Here is a 15,676-nt window from a genome sequence, read left to right as displayed (position 1 = left end):
ATACTGTTATTCTTTTAAGTAAATAAGATGATAAGAACTATGATACATCCAGAAGATTTTATAAAGACCCGAATACCCATAAAAGATAAGATAATATTAATGCAGTGCGTTAATGAAGGTCATAAAGTTATAAGAAATATGAGAAAGGATGATCTTGCGCTAGGACTACCAATGGTAAATAACATGAAAGGTTACTTCTTATCTATTGGGGTTCATTTTGTTATACAACGTAACATAGAAAGAAAAATTTTGCCATTTACGTGTGGATGGAAAAATTTTGATAAACCAACAGGAAAATATTTAGAAATAATAGGGCGTGATTTTACATTTTCGATAAATTCAGTTGCTAATTGTAATAAACCGCCCAAGAAAGCCATGTTCCGTGAACAGAAACTTGTAGGTAATAAAACTTTATTTAACTATCAAGAAAACTGTTTTGCTGATATCATTTACGAACCTTATCCTCATTTTATACTAACCTTTTCATCATCTGGATATTCTCTAAATGACTTAAGAATTGGTCTTCCCGCAAACTATAATCGACCTCAATGGAAGTGGGTCTCTAATAACTGGCTTCATGAACCGCACCTAGTAACAGGAACATCAGCTGAAATTGAAAATACAAGTTATAACCCTGAGGATATGAACTTACTAAAAGAAACATTAAAGAGTTCTGTAATAAACCATGAGAAATAATACTAAAGTTATTGAAATTAACTCTAGAAAAAAACCGATAGCCTTGGTTCCTAATCGCTTAACTGAAGCTAGGATAATTGCACGTTTGACACAAACACAGTTAGCTGCTCGCATAAACGTCAGCCGACAGGCAATATCCAATTATGAAAAAGGAAATAGAGTTCCTGATCCAGAAACATTTCATAAAATATTACAAGAACTAAAACAACCAACAAAATTTTTCACTAATACTAGCTATCCTGTCTTTGGGCAACAAGGGGCTAACTTTTTTCGAAAAAAAGGTGTAGATAACAAATGGAAAAATAGAGCATGTGCAATTTATGCTTCTTGGTTTACTGCAAGTGTAAAATTATTAGAACCTTTTCTAAATTTGCCTGAAGTTAAATTACCGAGTTTTGAACCAATAAATAAAGTTGCCAATAATTACACAAAGGAAGAAATTGAGCAATATGCTGAAAAATTGAGAGAAGAACTTGGTCTAGGACTTGGACCAATTTCAAATGTTATGGGTTTATTGGAGCAAATGGGTATTTTTATCTGTCATTTAGCTCTTGAAAAAGAAAACATTGATGCTTTTTCTTATTGGAGTGGAGATCGTCCTTTTATTTTTTTGGCTTCGGATAAAAAAAGTGCCGTTCGCAGAAGATTTGACGCAACCCACGAATTAGCGCATCTTTGCTTACATACCTGGGTTACTGAAGAAGAACTAGATGACCCTAAACGACTTAAGCAAATTGAAAAAGAGGCTGATCATTTTGCTGGAGCTTTTTTATTACCTAGACGATCATTTCTAAATGAAATTTACTCAACTAAAGTAGAGTCTTTTATACACTTAAAATCTAGATGGAAAGTATCAATTCAATCTATGGTTCAGAGGTGTAAACAACTAGGTATTTTTGACGAGTATCAAATCTTAAATTTACAAAAACAAATCTCTTATAAAAAGTGGAGAACAAATGAACCTCTAGACTCAGGATCGGGAGCGTTAGCTTTTGAAGAGCCACTCTTGCTAAATTATGTTGTCAAAAAACTTATAAAAAGTGGAAAATTTACTTTTGATGAATTAATAAATGAGCTCCCATTATCAATAGAAATATTAAAACAATTTTTTAATTTATCTGAATCTTATTTTGCTGAATCAGTCCACAAGAAACTTTGCATATCTAAGTTTAACTAAAACTTATTAACTAGCTTGGCAACAGAAAAGCCCCACCATAAAAGCGGGGCTCTATAGTACTTATATCTTTTGGTCAGTTATCAAGGATTTCTTGATAACTGGTTTATTTTGGTTTATCAATATCAATATCACAAAGATTCATGAGTTCCACTTCTTTTTTTCCACCTATTAATGCTATTTGGTAGTCGTTAGGTGTGCTCTTTGCAGTAATAATAGAGTTTTTATTTTCTTCTTTATCTTCTAAAAATTTAATTTTAATTAATAAGTCTAGTAGCAATTTTAAATCTTTAGCTATTTGTTTATCTTCTGTTCTGTTTGCTAGCTCTGCTAATTGTTCCAATGCTATCCTAATACAATTTAAACTCATTGAAACAGCCCTTTCTTGATTGTTAATTTTGTTATTTATTCCTATCTTTAGCTTAACTCAAGTTTTAGCCCTTTATAAATTGGTATGTTTTCGAAACTATTACCTTTATAACTTGTGTTTATTAAAAACTCGCAATCCTCCCCAATAATTTCGATAAATAGCTTTTCGTATACTGAGTCAGCCCTAGTTGGCAAAATACGTTTAATTGTAAAAGGGTTTAAAATCAGGTAATTTTCACTCCAACTGCAACCATCAGTTATGTACAATACAAGTTGATTATTTTCTTCTTTTACGGTAATAGTTATTTGTTCATTTGCTCGTTTAGTCGCTGTGTTTGTCATTTCTTATCTCCTCAAACTCCTTTTATTATTTCCGCTGTCCTCACTGCTATAAAAGTGTTTTTCATATCCAAGAAAGACCTATATAAATCTTCGTTGTGGCGTTCTAGTTCATTAAGGGCTTTTTCTAATCGGTTTTCTTTTTTCATTCCTTAATCCCTAAGCTTTGCATATATACCCGTGTCAGTAAATGATATATCTGTCCTAGGATTGTGCTCTATAAAAAAACATTCATCAATTACAGCATCTATAAGATACTCAAATTCTTTATTTACTAAATCCTTTAACTCTCTTTGAGTGAATCCTAAAGGATTAGCAGATTTATTATTTTTCATTATTTCGCAAGTAATTTCTAAAATATCATTTGACATTATAAAACCTCCTTAACATTTATTAAGAGCGTAATAATACACTTCTTTATGCTTACCGCCGTTAGGGTTTCTATTCACTCCTTTAAAGCGGATAACATCGCCCCTATCTAAAAGAAAGTTCATATAACTATTAACATCTCTTCTGCCCATTCCTACAAGGTTGGTAATTTCTGTAACAGCTAAACCATCCTTATACTTTTCTTGCTTTAATAATTCTAATATTTTTTGTCTTTTAACCTTGTTTAAACTAGCAGAAACAATACGCTTATCGTCCTTATCCAATAGCTTATCTATCTTGCTTATAATAGAATCATTAATATAGGTATTTGGATATGCTTATCAATCATTTTTTGCTCTCCTGAAAATCTTGATAAAACATATTATTTAGAGTTATATTTGGGTTAGATTTATCTTTACTGTCTATAATTATATATCCAGCCTCTGCTAAAGCCTCTATATCCGTATCAGAGAAATAGGTTAACTTAACCATTTTATACTCAGAGCTTTTTATAAATTTTAAAGTATTAAGCAAAGAGTCAGAACCACCTAAACTAGCTAAATGCTCTAAAACAAGACCACTTCCAGCCTCTTTCATAAAATTACGCTCAATTTTTAAGTACATCTCGTGAAAGCCGTCCGCTTTAGTATCGAATTCTTCCACACATTGTTTTATCAAATCTTTGTTAATTTTTTTCATTTCTGTTTCTCCTTTATCAATCATTGTTAAATCCTTTTTACTTGGCTTACTTACTATGCCACTTGCGTTGCTTGTAATTTTTCAGATAATATTGCTAAACCTTTAGTGGTGATTTTTGCTTGAGCTATGATTTTTTCACTACCATCAGGACGATGTATTGTTGTGGTAGGACAATCCATTAAGCCAGATTTTAACTTATCTTGATAAGGGATAAAATTACTTGTGCCTACGCGTTTATAAATCCAATTGTGTTTTTGTAAATATTGGAATAAATCCTTAGGGCGCATGTTTAAAACTTTAGCAGCATCAGTAATACAAAGTAATCCATCAGCACGTGTTAAATGTTCTAAAGCCTTAACTTTTGGTTCTTGTTCTTTAACCAGTTCTTGTAATTTTATAACCTTATTAACGTTATCTAATAATAATGCTTTTAAATGGTCTGGATTGCTTAATACCTCCGTGATATTAGCGGTATTAGGTTGTTTTAACTTCTTTTCACATTTAATAAAATATTGACGGGCTTCTTTACCTTTTTCATTGCGTTCTACCATTGATAGCTCTTTAGCCATGTCTAAGGTAAGGTGGTATTCTTTGCTTGGTCTACCTCCATGGAGGTTTTCGCCAGAATTGGCGAAAACTATATAATCTTGATTTTCCTTAAAATCATATTTATTTATTCTGTCTTTTATCCAGTTACTAAAATCTTTACCTACTTGTAAAAATTCATGTAATTCACGAGCGTTAACAGTTTGTATTGTATCGTTAGCTATTTGTGTTTGTTTGATTTCCATTAATTGATTGTCCATAATAAGACTCCTCTTTTTGGTATAATTACAATTACTGATTTCTTACTCCGCGAGGTTGGCTATCTATATATTCCTCTATATCTGATAGCTTCCACCGCGTTGAATTTAATATTTGTACTGGTTGAGGAAAATTGCCTTTTTTCATATGAGCATAAAGTGTAGTCACACATACATTAAGCATTGAGGCGACTTCTCTTGCATTGAGTAATTTATCAGTTTCTTTTACGTTGGTTAATTTCTCAGTCATTCTGAATATCCTTTTTACGCAATAACACTAATCTACCTGAGTATTTATCTAAGATGATTTCTGCAGTAGTGTGCTTGTGACCTTCTTTATCTTTCCAGTTTCTGGTATGAAGTCGACCTTCAATCATCACACCATCGCCTTTTTCTAAAAGGTTATTTGCTAAATTTATAAGAGCATCATTAAAAACAGCGATAGTGTGCCATTCTAACTGTTCGTTAACTTCTCCGTCTTTATCTTTCCATCTCTCAGAAGTAACTAAACGAAATTTTAGCAGTTTTATTCCAGACTTAAGTTCAAAAAAGGTTAAATCTGTTGCAACATGTCCTATCAAGGTAACTCTATTTAATCCATACATGTCATTGACCTAATTAATAGTTTTAGATGGGTTATTGATATAATTAGCTTTGTTAGTGTCAGTTGTAGATTTGTCTAAAGAAAGAATAATATTATCAATAAGCTTTATTGAGTCTTGACCTGCTACAATATCTTTTCTTAATTCAAGCAATGTTTCTTTAACTGCTTGAGCGATTATCTTTACTGATTTTTCTTCTATATCCATTATTGCGTCTCCTTTAATTGTGTTTCCATATCTTTTATTTCTTGTAAAAATTTACTAACTTTTACTGTTATTTCGGCGATGAAATTATCATCACGTAATATGCGCTTTTCTTTAATTCTTAAACCTGCTGATTTACCTTCAAAGCGTGGGTCAAAACTAACAAAGTCACACCAAGCTCTATCTGTGCAAGCCATTTGCCACTGCATTTGTGCTATATATTCGGGTTTGATTTTATCATTAAGTAAAAAATCTAAATGTGTGGTAGATTGAGGGCATTTAACTTCAATAAGTCCATCTGCATTAATTAATCCATCAGGACTTGCGCCACTCATAGCTATAGTAGGGTGGTTTATAAAACCGCATTCAGTTATTACAACATCATTTAAAAAAATTTATATTCTTCTTTAGCTTGTGCTTCATATTCTACACCCCAGTCCATATATTTATTAGTTGGTTGTGAGAATATTTGCCCTGTTAGCCTTTCACTTAACAATTGCATTTTATAATCAGAATATTTCTTCAGAGGCTCTCCATTTTTCTGGCTAGCAATAATATCGTAAATACGTGATGCTGTTACTTTACCAAGCCTTGCTTGAAACCATTCTGCGCTATTCTGTTGCATCTTTATACTCTAAGTAACTATTGTTATCCTTGGTTAACTTCTTTTGGCTTTTTTGTAATTTCTTTAAAGCTATTTCCGCTTGGGTTTCTGTTAATTCTTCTAAGCTAGCTATGTTAAAATGTTCTAAGATAGTATTTTCATCTATAGCTGTAGCTTTTAGTAAGTTTTTAATTTGTTGTATTTTTTCTATATCAATTGTTGTAACTTCTAACACTGGCTGATTTATACGGTGGGCTTCATCTTCATCAAAAATACCACTATAACCAAAAGCATATCTTGCACATTGAATTAAGGCTTTATGACGTAACATGCGAGAAGGGTACTTTTTCCAAGTGTCACTATTTTGCATACATTCACTTAGATATTCAGTTACCTCTATTGGCATGGTTACATTTGCTAATTTTATACAGCAGGTTATAGAGATTAACTTACCATTTTCGTCTAGATTATCTTTAAATTGTAACCCGTCAAACTTGTTATTAGAATGAATTATCTTTACCCAGCCATCAACAGATACGATTGGCATAATACCACCGCCCCGTTTAGGGAAGGCATAAATTTCTTTAGTTAGGGGATTTAAACCATATTCATTTGCTACTGAAATAAAAGCGTGAAATTCTTCTGGTTTAGGGTCTCCTGACATACATGTTTTTACTACTGTTTCTTTGAATTTCTCAGGTGAAAAATTATATTTTTGTGCCATAATGGCTAAAGGTGAATGTGTCATATTAATATCCTATAAGTATCTTGTGTTTAACATCTCACTAAATTCAAGTTCTGCATTTTGTTCTGCTTCATCTACTAACATTTGATAATAGTCAGATTCTTTTACGAAAATTGGTAAACAATCATTCTCAAAGTTTAATCTGCTAGCATGTAGCTTACACCAGCTTCTAGACATGGCTTCGTTAGTATTGCCCATAGTATTATTTTTATGATTTACCCAATCTATTCTCTCTGCATCATTTTTAAAGTAAGCTATGTCATAAAAGATATCGTCTAATAACTGCTCTAAATCATTTATAAAGACATCTATATCTGTGTTAGGAGCTAGTTCAAATTGCATTGGATTATCTTTAAATAAATCCTTACAATGACCACCTAAGATAAGTTTAACTTTTATAACACTCATTTTATTATCCTATTTTAGACAAAGCACATCCGTGGCGAGAAATCGCATTAATCTTTAAATTGTTTGATAATCTTTAGTTATTACCCCCGTAAAGGGCAGGGTTGATTTACTGATTTGAATTAGGCGAAATAGCTAAAATAATAAACAGAGCTATTAATACACATAATAAAATTAAGCCAATATTCATTAATTAACCTTTCTTGATAGTTTTATTCTTAGTTCTTCGTCAGTCTTTGACATTTGATTATTATATATAATCCATAAGAATATCCTTTTTAAGGATTTCCATTGACAGTCTTTAGGGTAAGGAATAGGACTTTTCTTTTCGTCTAATGCATCTACTGTTTTGTTAAACTCATCAAATTCTTTAATAATAGCTTGGGGTAAATATTCTCTTCCTTCTAACGATATATTTTTATATTGCTCGTATATACTAGGAACAACATATATCCCGTTGATATTTTTAAATTCCTCGTTAAATAACTCAACCTTAAAAAATCTTTTAAAAAAGCTATAACTATAATGTAAAAAAGCATAAAGTTTTATAATGCTAAATGGTTCTTTAACATCAAAGCTTGAAATAAATTTACCGCTGTAATCAACTGTACGGTAGGTTTTTGTTGCGGTTAGAGCGCCGTAAAAATTAGCTATTGCTTGAGGGGTTAGACCTTCTACTAACTCTTGGGTAATAGGCTCCATATTTTTATACTCCTAAGTAACGTCTTATTTTGTGGCTAATCGCCGAAATCAATTAACCACTACAGTGCCTGAAAACTTTAACTTACTGCCTGTTCTAGAGCGGGGACAATCTTTCTGCTTATTGCGCCGTTAGGTAATTGTTTAATAATCATTACTTTATTAAAACCTACTGGTATTTTTTTAATCATTTCGTACCTCATAATTTATCTTTAGCCTTATCAGCTAGGGCGCATAGTAAGCCGTATAATTGTAATTTAAGCCTATTATCGCCTGTGCTTATTATCTGTTTAGCTAATTTCTTTATTTCTTCTAATTCGCTCATTTTATGACTTCTTATCTGCTTACCTAGACCAGTTCTGCCGTTGCTTCTTCGTGGTCTATGGGTTATATTATTCCATAATGGAATGGTTTGTCAATACCATTCTGGTTTTTTTTGTAAAAAAGAGAGAGGGGGTGAGTTATTTGAAGCAGAAAAAATCTGTTAATGCACAGATATTAACAATATGGGATACGTTTACTAAAGAAGAAAAGAAAATGTTTATTTATCTTTTTTTGCGTAAAAATCTTTAATAAAATTTAGCAATGAAAGCTTTTGCTTATCGTCTAAAGTTTCAAGCAAGTCTAAGATGTCTTCATCAATATCGCTTGGACGGTCAGAAAATAGCAGTTGTTTAGGATTAACACCTAAGTGAGGTGCTAAGCGTATTGCCCACTCTTTTGTTAGCTTTCGTTGTCCTGTCTCTAAGCGAAAAATTTGTGGTTGTGTAGTTCCTGCTTTTTCTGCTAGTTGCTGAGCTGTTAAATTTGCCTTAACTCTGAAAAATCGTAAATTATTCATGGTATTTATCCTAACTAAAAAAAAATATTTTTCAAATTCCACTTTGGTATTGATTGCACTATACTATTTTGGTATATTATTTTTATGATTACATTAAAAACATATTTAGAAAAAAATAAAATTAGTCGTCGACAATTTGCTTGCATGATTGGCGTTACTACTACATGTATTCAGCGTTATTTGTCAGGCGAAAGAATTCCTGCTCATAAAATCACTAAAAAATATTTGAGGTTACGGAAGGGCAGGTAACCCCTAACGATTTTTATAACCTAACGCCCCCGCAAGGTAATAGTTGCGTTGACAAAACACAACCTAAGGTTGAATAGATTAACACAAACAGCCCATAGTAGGAAAAGGAAACTAAGATGGAAAACATACAATTACAGAGAAATACAATTAATCTAGCTCCAGAATGGCGGGAGATGTTCAGTAATAACGCAATTACTCAAATTACAGTTGTAACAGAGGATAACCGTACGTTTCATTGTGCAAATACCTATCTGTTTAAAGATAGCCCTAATTCAGGGGTTTATTTCTTAGATAACGGGGACATAATGATGTACGTTACACATGTGTCAGATGCTAATTTTGCCTGGATGGAAGTGAAAGGAGTTAAGAACGAAGACTGGGGAGATGAGGCAATCTATTTCCCGCGGAATAGGATAAAATATATAAAATTTAGAAGTAAAAAAACCACTTAACAAAGGAAACTAACATGACAGCAATCTTAATATTAATAGCTACTTTACCATCTTTGGTTTTTTATTACGCTTTTAGAAAATTACAAAAGCAATTTAAGAAAGACGAAAAACAGCGTGAGGAAATATTCCAGAAAGAGCTAAAAGAAGAGAAAGAACGGGTGATATCTGAGTTTAAAAGAAATTATGGTACAGCTGGACATGTAAGAACCTATCCTAATAATATTATCTCAAGGGTAATTATAAATGAATATTTAGAACTACAATTTTCAAAGAATAATAATTTCAAATTTGAGTTAACAAAAGACAATTACTATCGTGATATATTAAAAATTTGCCATGGTGAAAATGAAATTACCTTACATGCAAGAGGAATTCCTAATCAATTTATTACCTTTCTACAGTCTGAAATTGAAGCGCATAACAAACAAGTAGATTATAACAATAGCCAGAAAAAGGACGCGCCTACTGAAATAACAGATGCGAGCCAAATACCAGAAGCAGTTAATTAGGTGAGTATGTCAATTATAGGAGCGTGCAATGATTAATATAGAAGAGATAAAGCAATTTCTAGCTAGTAAGGGGTTATATCTACACGACATTAAAATACATGCGGGTGGAGATAACACTGTGACAGCGAGCATTAGAATAGCAAATCATAATAGTATAGAAGCTGGGTATATTTGGTTAGATGAACGTTTACCAATGCGTGCTAGCGTAGAGAACTACATTGTTGATGATAAGAGTCCAACTACAAGATATTTTAAAATATGTGATGATGATTAAAGTTATCAGTCTGATGGCTGGTAATAGTTGCAGGTTCTTTAGTTATGAGTTTATTCCTCTCTAAATTGTAGTTTGTTTTTTGTCTCTCTAACTTTACAATTTTCTAAATGAACCTGCAACTTTTAATAGAATACTACTAAGACTAAGCAATAAGGAAAGTAAATAATGAAACATCTTATAACCAGCCCTGAAGACATCGGCTTTACTCTTGATAAAGTACGTAAGCAAAAGGGTTATCCTTAGAAGATTTAGAAGGCTTGTCTGGCTGTTCTTATTCTTCATTATATCAATGGCGTGTAGGTAATAAGGAACCTAAGCTAAAAACAATTTTAAAAATGACAACAGCCTTAAAGGTAAAAGTAATTTTTGAAGTAGGGAATACTGAACAGAAGTAAGTGTTGCTATTTTTTAAATTGTTAAAGAGATTCAAAGGAGATTAACAATGAGTGCAAATAATAAAACACCGTGGGTTAGATGGTTTGCTTCTGATTGGCGTGCTGGTGTGGCTAGTATGACCGCGGTTGAGAAGGGGGTTTATATTAGTTTAATATCATTAATGTATGATAAACAATCACCGATAACTAAAGATTTTAAAAGATTAGCATATGATGCAGGTTGTACAGTTAAAACATTTATTAAAGCTCTAGACTTTTTATTAGAGGATGGCAAAATAATAGTTACTTCTGATGATAAATTGTGGTCCACAAGAGTTGGAGAAGAGCTTAGTGTCTCTATAGAAAAGAAAGCCGAAATCAGCGAGAAACGTTCACTTGCTGGTAAATTTGGAGCTGAGGTTAAGAAGCAAAACCAAGCAAAAAATAATTTTGCTAACGATTTGCTACAAGCAAACGACAAGCAAAATCAAGCTAACCAGAACCAGAACCAGAATAATAAAAAACCAAATACTAAAGTATTTGTCAAAAAAGCAAAAATCCCTCCAGATGATTTTAATATTTTTTGGGAAGAATATCCGCATAAGGTCGGTAAGTCAGTAGCTATCAAAGCTTATAGCTTGGCTAGGGAGACGGTAACTTGTGATGTTATTTTGGATGGTTTGCGACGATACAAGCAATCCAAACCTGAAAGCTATCAATGGCTTAACCCTTCAACATTTTTAAACCAAAAGCGTTGGGAAGATGAACCAGCAAAGGTTATTAACTTACCCGTTACTAGCTGGAACAATGACTATAAGCGACAGGCTGAAACCGTGAAAGATATGGATTTTAGTAAGGTTTTTACTGATTTTGGACAAAAGGAGCAAGTGAATGCAACAGGCTAAACTTAACGAAATTGAAAGGAAATCCGAACAAATAAAACGGTTGTTCACGGTTTTACGTTCTCCAAAGCTAACCCTAATTGAAAATATCAGCATGTTTATGACTGAATATGCTAAGGCGGTTGCACCTCTAACAGCTGATGAAACTGAAAAGTTAGTTGATGATTTGTTTATGGGTCATCATGGTGAATTAAAAGGTTATGTTCCTTCAATTGACCATTTTTACCGGTTAGTTAGAGCTATCTTGTCTCGTCGTGAATCTGCAAATAATTTAACTAAATCGCGAGAAGAACAGCTTGAGCTAGCGATAAAGCAATATGGTAAAATTGTGTTAGAGGATGTTTGTCCTTTTGAATATAACAAGCTAGTTGCAGATGGTTTATTAACTAGGGAAGATTATTATCACTATGGTTTAAAAACTATTCATTCACATTCTGCAGACCTTGACCTTGATGCATTAACGATTATGTATTGGATAATTTTTCTTGGCGTCAGCTTGAGGGAAGGAAGTTAACTCCTGATGAAGTAATATCAAAACTGCGACAAGTTAACCGTAATTGTAAGAGCTTGTTTAGGGTAAATAGTTATGGAAAAGCTTAAAGAGCAAAATTATTTATCCGCTGTAACATTAGCAAAAGCAGGTTATTATATCTTTCCATGTAGGGGAAAAGGTAAGCGAGCTAAAGCACCTTTATTAAAACAAAGCTGGCGCGCTATTTCAACCTTAGATTTAGAGCAGATAAAACTTTGGTGGGACAATTACCCAGATGCAATACCAGCTATAGATTTAGGAAAATCTAACTTGATAGTGTTAGATGCTGATAAAAAAGCTAATGTTGATGGTGTTACTAATCTATTAGCGTTATTTAAACAGTATGAATATGATATTAGCAATATCTTTACAGTTGTTACAGCTAATAACGGCTTTCATTTTTATTTTAAACAACCAAAAGATATTATGTTAGGTAATGCTACAGGAGATTTGCCTAAAGGTGTAGATGTGCGTGGTGCAGGTGGTTATGTTATTGCTAGCGGTGCTATTCTGGAAGATGGTAAGAAATATATAGCTAAGGGTAGTTTTACTAATATTGTTACTTTGCCTAACTGGATAAAAGACATAATCACAAAGCCTAAGCCCGCTATTAAGCATGTTAATAGAGTTAAAAAGCCATCTGTAAGTTCTTTGCTTGACGATAATTTTCGTCGCTATGTAGATAAATTAGTAGCTGAGGAAATGCAACAGCTTCGTTATTCCGCTACTGGTACAGCTATTAATAAGTTATCTACCTCGGCTTTTAATCTTGGTACCTTGGTTGGTGCTCATGTGTTAAGTAAGATAGAAGCTATATCAAAATTAGAACATAATAGTTTCTATTTAGGATTAAAGGCTAAGGATGTATTAGCGACTATTAACTTAGGTTTACAAGCTGGTATAAGAAAACCACGTGATTTAAATGTGGATATATAAGAGTTAGTTAATATTGTTAATTATTACGGTATGTAAGGTATGGTATTTGTAATATATTAAAACATGTTATAAGTTATTTGTGAAATGGAAAGAGTTATGTATAGAAAAATTTGTTTACCTATTGTGTTCTTTTGTTGTTTTGGATTATCTGCTTGTGGTTCATTTAATATTGTCGAAAGAACTTTAACTGCTGATCATGGGTATCCCCCATATAAAGTAACTCCAATTAAACTTTCCGATTCAATAGAAAATAAAGTTAAAGAAGCTGTTAAAAGTTTAGTTAAAGACCCTTATTCTGCGCGCTATTCTTTTGTACAAGCATCTAAAATTTATGTTGCTGGGGATTCTCAACCGTTGACTTATGTATGCGGATTGGTAAATGTTAAAAATCCTCAAGGTGGTTATGTAGGAGATACTCCGTTTTTTGCTTTTACCCCGAAAGTAACAAGGAACAAACTGCCTGATGATTATTTCGCTGTTTTTCTAGGTCGTGATTATGGATTTTCTGATTATGAGAAAAATTTTAATGAAGGTATTAGGAAAGTTTGTAAAACACATGTTATGAAAATTTTTCCATTAAGTCATAATGCTGAATTACTCTAATTTTTCGAGCAGTTGATAGAAAAAGCTCCGTAATAAATGCGGGGCTTTTTTTAATGAAGTGCTTGCTTGGGGTTGTGCTAAAGGTTTATATCTATTAAGTTATTTGCTTTGTGGATTTAAAGCAGTGATGTTAAGTTCTAACACTAGTATTTGTTCCCTTAAATAAAAACAATAAAAAAAAACCTATAAAAAAATTATAGGGTTTTACAGAGTCTATATAATGGTCTTAGAAATGATAGCTGAAGCCAATACGTACATCATGGCTACTGAGACCGTTTAATCCATAAGTTAAAGTAGTATTTTCGTTGGTATCTGTTTTGTTGGTATAAGTTATTTTTTTCTCGTAATTAGAAAAACTGTTACTATAACGGTATTTCTGCTCTAATACTTGTATTTTTATCTAGTTTATATTCGAAACCCGCTCCTAATGTCCAGCCAAAATGTAAGTTATTATCCTTTTCAACTTTTGTTATTATGTTCTCTAGTTTGTCTTTTCTGTCTATTATCTGTGTTAATTTATTTTTAGCGAACTTTTCAATGTCATATTCTGGTAAATCATACACTGCATTAATACCACCAGCAACATAAGGTAAAAAATCACCTAAATTCCATCCTAATCGAGCACGTAAAGTACCATCTAAATAGTCATTTAAAGGCAATTCTATATGCTCAATCTTCCTAGGGAGTTCATCGTCTTTTGGCTCACTGGCTCCTTTATAATGTCGATGAGATAAAGTTAATTTAGCATATATATCTAATTCCGCACCTACAACTATTTGCTCGGTAATTGCATGATTATAACCTAAGAACAAACCCGTTAAAAGAGATCTGGAATTAACCGAATTCATTTTACTTTTGCCAAGTTCCTTGGTTTCATAATCTGAACTCGAACCGTCCTTTTTTGTAGTTATTGTTGATTTTATAGAAGGATTTTTTATGCGATTTATCGCAAAAGAATCTGCCGCACCTAGATAAAACCCAGACCAATTGTCATCATTCTTTTTGTTATTTAAAACTTTACTAGCGGATGCTTTTGGTAAGTAGGTTTTTTTACTTACAGTAGTAGCAGATACTTGACTCATTGAAAAAACTGAACCAAGTAAAATATAAGACAAATATTTTAATTTCATAATAACCTCATAAAATTATTAATAAATACAATAAATAATCGATAATTAGCTAAGTAGATATTGACTAGCATAATAAGAACATCTTCTTATATAATAATAAACTTAAATATATAGTTATAAACATTTATTTTTATCGATTTTATTTAAAATTACGTTCTACAGACTCTGTTACTTTGTTTATAGCAGTAGTAAATTGGTTGTATGAAGATATCATTTAATAAATCATCTATAGGCAGTAGTGTTAGTTCCATTGGTTTTATACCAAGGGTTAAGGATAGTTTTTATAGTTCTATGGAGTGGTTATCATTACGTAAGCAGGCTTTAAAGCGTGCATGTTATAAGTGTAGCTGGTGTAACTCCACCAAACGTTTATATGTTGACCATATTAAAGAGATAAAAGATGGTGGAAGCCGTACAGATTTAGGTAATCTGCAGGTTTTATGTGCTTCTTGCCATAATAAGAAAACCTCCCTGGCTAAGAAAATGCGACAAAATAATTAAAAGGGGAGGCTTTTTTAATGAGGCGCTGCTTGGGATTGTGCTAAAGGTTTATATCTATTAAGTTATTTGCTTTGTGGATTTAAAGCAGTGATACTAATTTTTAATCCTAATGATTTTAAAACTTTTAATACTGTAGAAAGTTTTGGGTCACCAGTTTCACTTAAAGACCTATAAAGAGATTCCCTTGCTAAGTCAGTATCTTTAGCTAATTTTGTCATTCCTTGGTTTTTTGCAATGATACCTAGAGCATGCGCTAAATAGCCACTATCACCGCTGTCAATAGCATCTTGTAGAAGTATTTCTTGTGATTCTTCAGTCTTGAAATATTTACTAGTATCAAAAGGTGTAATTTCCATCTTTTAACTCCTTTACCATTTTTAAGGCTTTTTCTATATCTTTTTGCTGAGTAGCTTTATTACCACCATTTAACAAAATAATAATTTCGTTGCCTTTTTTAATAAAATAAACTCTATAACCTTTCCCGTGAGTTATCTTTAATTCACCTATACCGCTAAAGTATTTTACATTACCAAATAACCCAGCTTCAAGTCTAATAATACGGGTAACTATATGTGTTTGCGCTGTGGTATCTTTAAGGTTATTTAGCCAGTTAATAAATTCTTTTGTTTTATGAATTCTAAACATATGTAACTTATAGATTACAT

28 protein-coding genes and 2 pseudogenes are annotated in these 15,676 nt (G+C 32.2%); 11 read left to right on the top strand and 19 right to left on the bottom strand.

The window, feature by feature from the left end; translation table 11 throughout:
* Window positions 1-39 precede the first annotated feature (39 nt).
* Both AB6T46_RS04820 and AB6T46_RS04815 read left to right on the top strand, forming a co-directional pair.
* Window positions 40-696 carry a hypothetical protein gene (locus AB6T46_RS04820; protein WP_370931022.1) on the top strand — a complete coding sequence of 219 codons (657 nt, stop codon included), beginning with the start codon at window positions 40-42 and terminating at the stop codon, window positions 694-696.
* Window positions 686-1,873, top strand: coding sequence for an ImmA/IrrE family metallo-endopeptidase (locus tag AB6T46_RS04815; protein ID WP_370931021.1), 1,188 nt, complete (start codon window positions 686-688; stop codon window positions 1,871-1,873). Before AB6T46_RS04820 ends, AB6T46_RS04815 begins: the two co-directional genes overlap by 11 nt.
* Window positions 1,874-1,976: 103 nt before the next feature.
* Here the strand turns inward: AB6T46_RS04815 and AB6T46_RS04810 are convergent, their stop codons facing one another.
* From AB6T46_RS04810 to AB6T46_RS04735, 16 genes and pseudogenes are all read right to left on the bottom strand, one after another.
* Complete coding sequence (locus AB6T46_RS04810; RefSeq protein ID WP_370931020.1) at window positions 1,977-2,240, bottom strand: hypothetical protein; 264 nt, start codon at window positions 2,238-2,240, stop codon at window positions 1,977-1,979.
* A gap of 47 nt (window positions 2,241-2,287) precedes the next feature.
* Complete coding sequence (locus AB6T46_RS04805) at window positions 2,288-2,581, bottom strand: hypothetical protein (RefSeq protein ID WP_370931019.1); 294 nt, start codon at window positions 2,579-2,581, stop codon at window positions 2,288-2,290.
* Window positions 2,582-2,592: 11 nt separating this feature from the next.
* Window positions 2,593-2,727 carry a hypothetical protein gene (locus AB6T46_RS04800; RefSeq protein ID WP_370931018.1) on the bottom strand — a complete coding sequence of 45 codons (135 nt, stop codon included), beginning with the start codon at window positions 2,725-2,727 and terminating at the stop codon, window positions 2,593-2,595.
* Window positions 2,728-2,730: 3 nt separating this feature from the next.
* Window positions 2,731-2,949, bottom strand: a complete 219-nt coding sequence (locus AB6T46_RS04795; protein WP_370931017.1) for a hypothetical protein — start codon at window positions 2,947-2,949, stop codon at window positions 2,731-2,733.
* Between the two features lie 12 nt (window positions 2,950-2,961).
* Window positions 2,962-3,231 (bottom strand): hypothetical protein, encoded by a 270-nt coding sequence (locus AB6T46_RS04790; RefSeq protein WP_370931016.1) that lies wholly within the window; start codon window positions 3,229-3,231, stop codon window positions 2,962-2,964.
* 61 nt (window positions 3,232-3,292) lie between these two features.
* Window positions 3,293-3,670 (bottom strand): hypothetical protein, encoded by a 378-nt coding sequence (locus tag AB6T46_RS04785; protein WP_370931015.1) that lies wholly within the window; start codon window positions 3,668-3,670, stop codon window positions 3,293-3,295.
* 29 nt (window positions 3,671-3,699) lie between these two features.
* Window positions 3,700-4,452, bottom strand: a complete 753-nt coding sequence (locus AB6T46_RS04780) for an antA/AntB antirepressor family protein (RefSeq protein ID WP_370931014.1) — start codon at window positions 4,450-4,452, stop codon at window positions 3,700-3,702.
* A 31-nt stretch (window positions 4,453-4,483) separates the two neighbouring features.
* Window positions 4,484-4,699 carry a helix-turn-helix transcriptional regulator gene (locus AB6T46_RS04775; RefSeq protein ID WP_370931013.1) on the bottom strand — a complete coding sequence of 72 codons (216 nt, stop codon included), beginning with the start codon at window positions 4,697-4,699 and terminating at the stop codon, window positions 4,484-4,486.
* The gene (locus tag AB6T46_RS04770) at window positions 4,692-5,054 is read right to left on the bottom strand and encodes a single-stranded DNA-binding protein (RefSeq protein WP_370931012.1); all 363 of its coding nucleotides are present in this window, start codon (window positions 5,052-5,054) and stop codon (window positions 4,692-4,694) included. Before AB6T46_RS04770 ends, AB6T46_RS04775 begins: the two co-directional genes overlap by 8 nt.
* Before the next feature lie 9 nt (window positions 5,055-5,063).
* A complete protein-coding gene (locus tag AB6T46_RS04765; protein WP_370931011.1) occupies window positions 5,064-5,258 on the bottom strand; it encodes a hypothetical protein in 195 nt (64 codons plus the stop codon).
* Window positions 5,258-5,880, bottom strand: a pseudogene (locus AB6T46_RS04760) (lambda exonuclease family protein). The gene AB6T46_RS04765 and the pseudogene AB6T46_RS04760 overlap by 1 nt, the downstream one beginning before the upstream one ends.
* Complete coding sequence (locus tag AB6T46_RS04755) at window positions 5,867-6,607, bottom strand: recombinase RecT (RefSeq protein WP_370931010.1); 741 nt, start codon at window positions 6,605-6,607, stop codon at window positions 5,867-5,869. Before AB6T46_RS04755 ends, AB6T46_RS04760 begins: the two are co-directional and overlap by 14 nt.
* Window positions 6,608-6,616: 9 nt before the next feature.
* On the bottom strand, window positions 6,617-7,012 hold the full coding sequence (locus tag AB6T46_RS04750) for a hypothetical protein (protein ID WP_370931009.1): 396 nt from the start codon (window positions 7,010-7,012) through the stop codon (window positions 6,617-6,619).
* A gap of 186 nt (window positions 7,013-7,198) precedes the next feature.
* Window positions 7,199-7,711: a hypothetical protein gene (locus AB6T46_RS04745; protein ID WP_370931008.1), complete on the bottom strand. Its 513-nt coding sequence runs from the start codon at window positions 7,709-7,711 to the stop codon at window positions 7,199-7,201.
* Between the two features lie 196 nt (window positions 7,712-7,907).
* Complete coding sequence (locus tag AB6T46_RS04740) at window positions 7,908-8,033, bottom strand: hypothetical protein (RefSeq protein ID WP_370931007.1); 126 nt, start codon at window positions 8,031-8,033, stop codon at window positions 7,908-7,910.
* Window positions 8,034-8,249: 216 nt separating this feature from the next.
* Complete coding sequence (locus tag AB6T46_RS04735; protein ID WP_370931006.1) at window positions 8,250-8,549, bottom strand: helix-turn-helix domain-containing protein; 300 nt, start codon at window positions 8,547-8,549, stop codon at window positions 8,250-8,252.
* Between the two features lie 365 nt (window positions 8,550-8,914).
* Between AB6T46_RS04735 and AB6T46_RS04730 the strand changes: the two genes are divergently transcribed.
* The 8 genes and pseudogenes from AB6T46_RS04730 to AB6T46_RS04695 all read left to right on the top strand — a co-directional run bounded on the left by AB6T46_RS04730 (window position 8,915) and on the right by AB6T46_RS04695 (window position 13,380).
* Window positions 8,915-9,250, top strand: a complete 336-nt coding sequence (locus AB6T46_RS04730; protein ID WP_370931005.1) for a hypothetical protein — start codon at window positions 8,915-8,917, stop codon at window positions 9,248-9,250.
* 14 nt (window positions 9,251-9,264) lie between these two features.
* Window positions 9,265-9,759, top strand: a complete 495-nt coding sequence (locus tag AB6T46_RS04725) for a hypothetical protein (RefSeq protein WP_370931004.1) — start codon at window positions 9,265-9,267, stop codon at window positions 9,757-9,759.
* Between the two features lie 28 nt (window positions 9,760-9,787).
* Entirely contained in the window at window positions 9,788-10,033 is a 246-nt protein-coding gene (locus tag AB6T46_RS04720) for a hypothetical protein (RefSeq protein ID WP_370931003.1), read from the top strand.
* Window positions 10,034-10,269: 236 nt separating this feature from the next.
* A pseudogene (locus tag AB6T46_RS04715) lies at window positions 10,270-10,428 on the top strand (helix-turn-helix domain-containing protein); the annotation flags it as partial.
* A gap of 47 nt (window positions 10,429-10,475) precedes the next feature.
* Entirely contained in the window at window positions 10,476-11,312 is an 837-nt protein-coding gene (locus AB6T46_RS04710; protein WP_370931002.1) for a DUF1376 domain-containing protein, read from the top strand.
* Window positions 11,299-11,823 carry a hypothetical protein gene (locus tag AB6T46_RS04705; protein WP_370931001.1) on the top strand — a complete coding sequence of 175 codons (525 nt, stop codon included), beginning with the start codon at window positions 11,299-11,301 and terminating at the stop codon, window positions 11,821-11,823. The genes AB6T46_RS04710 and AB6T46_RS04705 overlap by 14 nt, the downstream gene beginning before the upstream one ends.
* A gap of 72 nt (window positions 11,824-11,895) precedes the next feature.
* Entirely contained in the window at window positions 11,896-12,777 is an 882-nt protein-coding gene (locus tag AB6T46_RS04700) for a bifunctional DNA primase/polymerase (RefSeq protein ID WP_370931000.1), read from the top strand.
* A 96-nt stretch (window positions 12,778-12,873) separates the two neighbouring features.
* A complete protein-coding gene (locus tag AB6T46_RS04695) occupies window positions 12,874-13,380 on the top strand; it encodes a hypothetical protein (RefSeq protein ID WP_370930999.1) in 507 nt (168 codons plus the stop codon).
* A gap of 362 nt (window positions 13,381-13,742) precedes the next feature.
* On the opposite strand, the gene AB6T46_RS04690 is transcribed toward AB6T46_RS04695, so the two are convergent.
* A complete protein-coding gene (locus tag AB6T46_RS04690; protein ID WP_370930998.1) occupies window positions 13,743-14,510 on the bottom strand; it encodes an outer membrane protein in 768 nt (255 codons plus the stop codon).
* 201 nt (window positions 14,511-14,711) lie between these two features.
* Between AB6T46_RS04690 and AB6T46_RS04685 the strand changes: the two genes are divergently transcribed.
* On the top strand, window positions 14,712-15,011 hold the full coding sequence (locus tag AB6T46_RS04685; protein ID WP_370930997.1) for an HNH endonuclease: 300 nt from the start codon (window positions 14,712-14,714) through the stop codon (window positions 15,009-15,011).
* Window positions 15,012-15,073: 62 nt separating this feature from the next.
* On the opposite strand, the gene AB6T46_RS04680 is transcribed toward AB6T46_RS04685, so the two are convergent.
* Window positions 15,074-15,367, bottom strand: a complete 294-nt coding sequence (locus AB6T46_RS04680) for an addiction module antidote protein (RefSeq protein ID WP_370930996.1) — start codon at window positions 15,365-15,367, stop codon at window positions 15,074-15,076.
* Window positions 15,348-15,656 carry a type II toxin-antitoxin system RelE/ParE family toxin gene (locus AB6T46_RS04675; protein ID WP_370930995.1) on the bottom strand — a complete coding sequence of 103 codons (309 nt, stop codon included), beginning with the start codon at window positions 15,654-15,656 and terminating at the stop codon, window positions 15,348-15,350. Before AB6T46_RS04675 ends, AB6T46_RS04680 begins: the two co-directional genes overlap by 20 nt.
* Between the last annotated feature and the right edge of the window lie 20 nt (window positions 15,657-15,676).

Origin of the sequence: Bartonella sp. DGB1 (genome assembly GCF_041345015.1) — a bacterium.
Taxonomy (GTDB): Bacteria; Pseudomonadota; Alphaproteobacteria; order Rhizobiales; family Rhizobiaceae; genus DGB1.
The sequence above is the reverse complement of the archived record's forward strand: the minus strand, read 5'-3'. Positions and strand labels throughout refer to the sequence as shown.

What these genes read in the sequence shown, in the direction of transcription:
- AB6T46_RS04820 (WP_370931022.1), top strand. Translation starts at nt 40, where the DNA reads ATGATACATCCAGAAGATTTTATAAAGACCCGAATACCCATAAAAGAT.
- AB6T46_RS04815 (WP_370931021.1), top strand. Translation starts at nt 686, where the DNA reads ATGAGAAATAATACTAAAGTTATTGAAATTAACTCTAGAAAAAAACCG.
- AB6T46_RS04810 (WP_370931020.1), bottom strand. Translation starts at nt 2,240, where the DNA reads ATGAGTTTAAATTGTATTAGGATAGCATTGGAACAATTAGCAGAGCTA.
- AB6T46_RS04805 (WP_370931019.1), bottom strand. Translation starts at nt 2,581, where the DNA reads ATGACAAACACAGCGACTAAACGAGCAAATGAACAAATAACTATTACC.
- AB6T46_RS04800 (WP_370931018.1), bottom strand. Translation starts at nt 2,727, where the DNA reads ATGAAAAAAGAAAACCGATTAGAAAAAGCCCTTAATGAACTAGAACGC.
- AB6T46_RS04795 (WP_370931017.1), bottom strand. Translation starts at nt 2,949, where the DNA reads ATGTCAAATGATATTTTAGAAATTACTTGCGAAATAATGAAAAATAAT.
- AB6T46_RS04785 (WP_370931015.1), bottom strand. Translation starts at nt 3,670, where the DNA reads ATGATTGATAAAGGAGAAACAGAAATGAAAAAAATTAACAAAGATTTG.
- AB6T46_RS04780 (WP_370931014.1), bottom strand. Translation starts at nt 4,452, where the DNA reads ATGGACAATCAATTAATGGAAATCAAACAAACACAAATAGCTAACGAT.
- AB6T46_RS04775 (WP_370931013.1), bottom strand. Translation starts at nt 4,699, where the DNA reads ATGACTGAGAAATTAACCAACGTAAAAGAAACTGATAAATTACTCAAT.
- AB6T46_RS04770 (WP_370931012.1), bottom strand. Translation starts at nt 5,054, where the DNA reads ATGTATGGATTAAATAGAGTTACCTTGATAGGACATGTTGCAACAGAT.
- AB6T46_RS04765 (WP_370931011.1), bottom strand. Translation starts at nt 5,258, where the DNA reads ATGGATATAGAAGAAAAATCAGTAAAGATAATCGCTCAAGCAGTTAAA.
- AB6T46_RS04755 (WP_370931010.1), bottom strand. Translation starts at nt 6,607, where the DNA reads ATGACACATTCACCTTTAGCCATTATGGCACAAAAATATAATTTTTCA.
- AB6T46_RS04750 (WP_370931009.1), bottom strand. Translation starts at nt 7,012, where the DNA reads ATGAGTGTTATAAAAGTTAAACTTATCTTAGGTGGTCATTGTAAGGAT.
- AB6T46_RS04745 (WP_370931008.1), bottom strand. Translation starts at nt 7,711, where the DNA reads ATGGAGCCTATTACCCAAGAGTTAGTAGAAGGTCTAACCCCTCAAGCA.
- AB6T46_RS04740 (WP_370931007.1), bottom strand. Translation starts at nt 8,033, where the DNA reads ATGAGCGAATTAGAAGAAATAAAGAAATTAGCTAAACAGATAATAAGC.
- AB6T46_RS04735 (WP_370931006.1), bottom strand. Translation starts at nt 8,549, where the DNA reads ATGAATAATTTACGATTTTTCAGAGTTAAGGCAAATTTAACAGCTCAG.
- AB6T46_RS04730 (WP_370931005.1), top strand. Translation starts at nt 8,915, where the DNA reads ATGGAAAACATACAATTACAGAGAAATACAATTAATCTAGCTCCAGAA.
- AB6T46_RS04725 (WP_370931004.1), top strand. Translation starts at nt 9,265, where the DNA reads ATGACAGCAATCTTAATATTAATAGCTACTTTACCATCTTTGGTTTTT.
- AB6T46_RS04720 (WP_370931003.1), top strand. Translation starts at nt 9,788, where the DNA reads ATGATTAATATAGAAGAGATAAAGCAATTTCTAGCTAGTAAGGGGTTA.
- AB6T46_RS04710 (WP_370931002.1), top strand. Translation starts at nt 10,476, where the DNA reads ATGAGTGCAAATAATAAAACACCGTGGGTTAGATGGTTTGCTTCTGAT.
- AB6T46_RS04705 (WP_370931001.1), top strand. Translation starts at nt 11,299, where the DNA reads ATGCAACAGGCTAAACTTAACGAAATTGAAAGGAAATCCGAACAAATA.
- AB6T46_RS04700 (WP_370931000.1), top strand. Translation starts at nt 11,896, where the DNA reads ATGGAAAAGCTTAAAGAGCAAAATTATTTATCCGCTGTAACATTAGCA.
- AB6T46_RS04695 (WP_370930999.1), top strand. Translation starts at nt 12,874, where the DNA reads ATGTATAGAAAAATTTGTTTACCTATTGTGTTCTTTTGTTGTTTTGGA.
- AB6T46_RS04690 (WP_370930998.1), bottom strand. Translation starts at nt 14,510, where the DNA reads ATGAAATTAAAATATTTGTCTTATATTTTACTTGGTTCAGTTTTTTCA.
- AB6T46_RS04685 (WP_370930997.1), top strand. Translation starts at nt 14,712, where the DNA reads ATGAAGATATCATTTAATAAATCATCTATAGGCAGTAGTGTTAGTTCC.
- AB6T46_RS04680 (WP_370930996.1), bottom strand. Translation starts at nt 15,367, where the DNA reads ATGGAAATTACACCTTTTGATACTAGTAAATATTTCAAGACTGAAGAA.
- AB6T46_RS04675 (WP_370930995.1), bottom strand. Translation starts at nt 15,656, where the DNA reads ATGTTTAGAATTCATAAAACAAAAGAATTTATTAACTGGCTAAATAAC.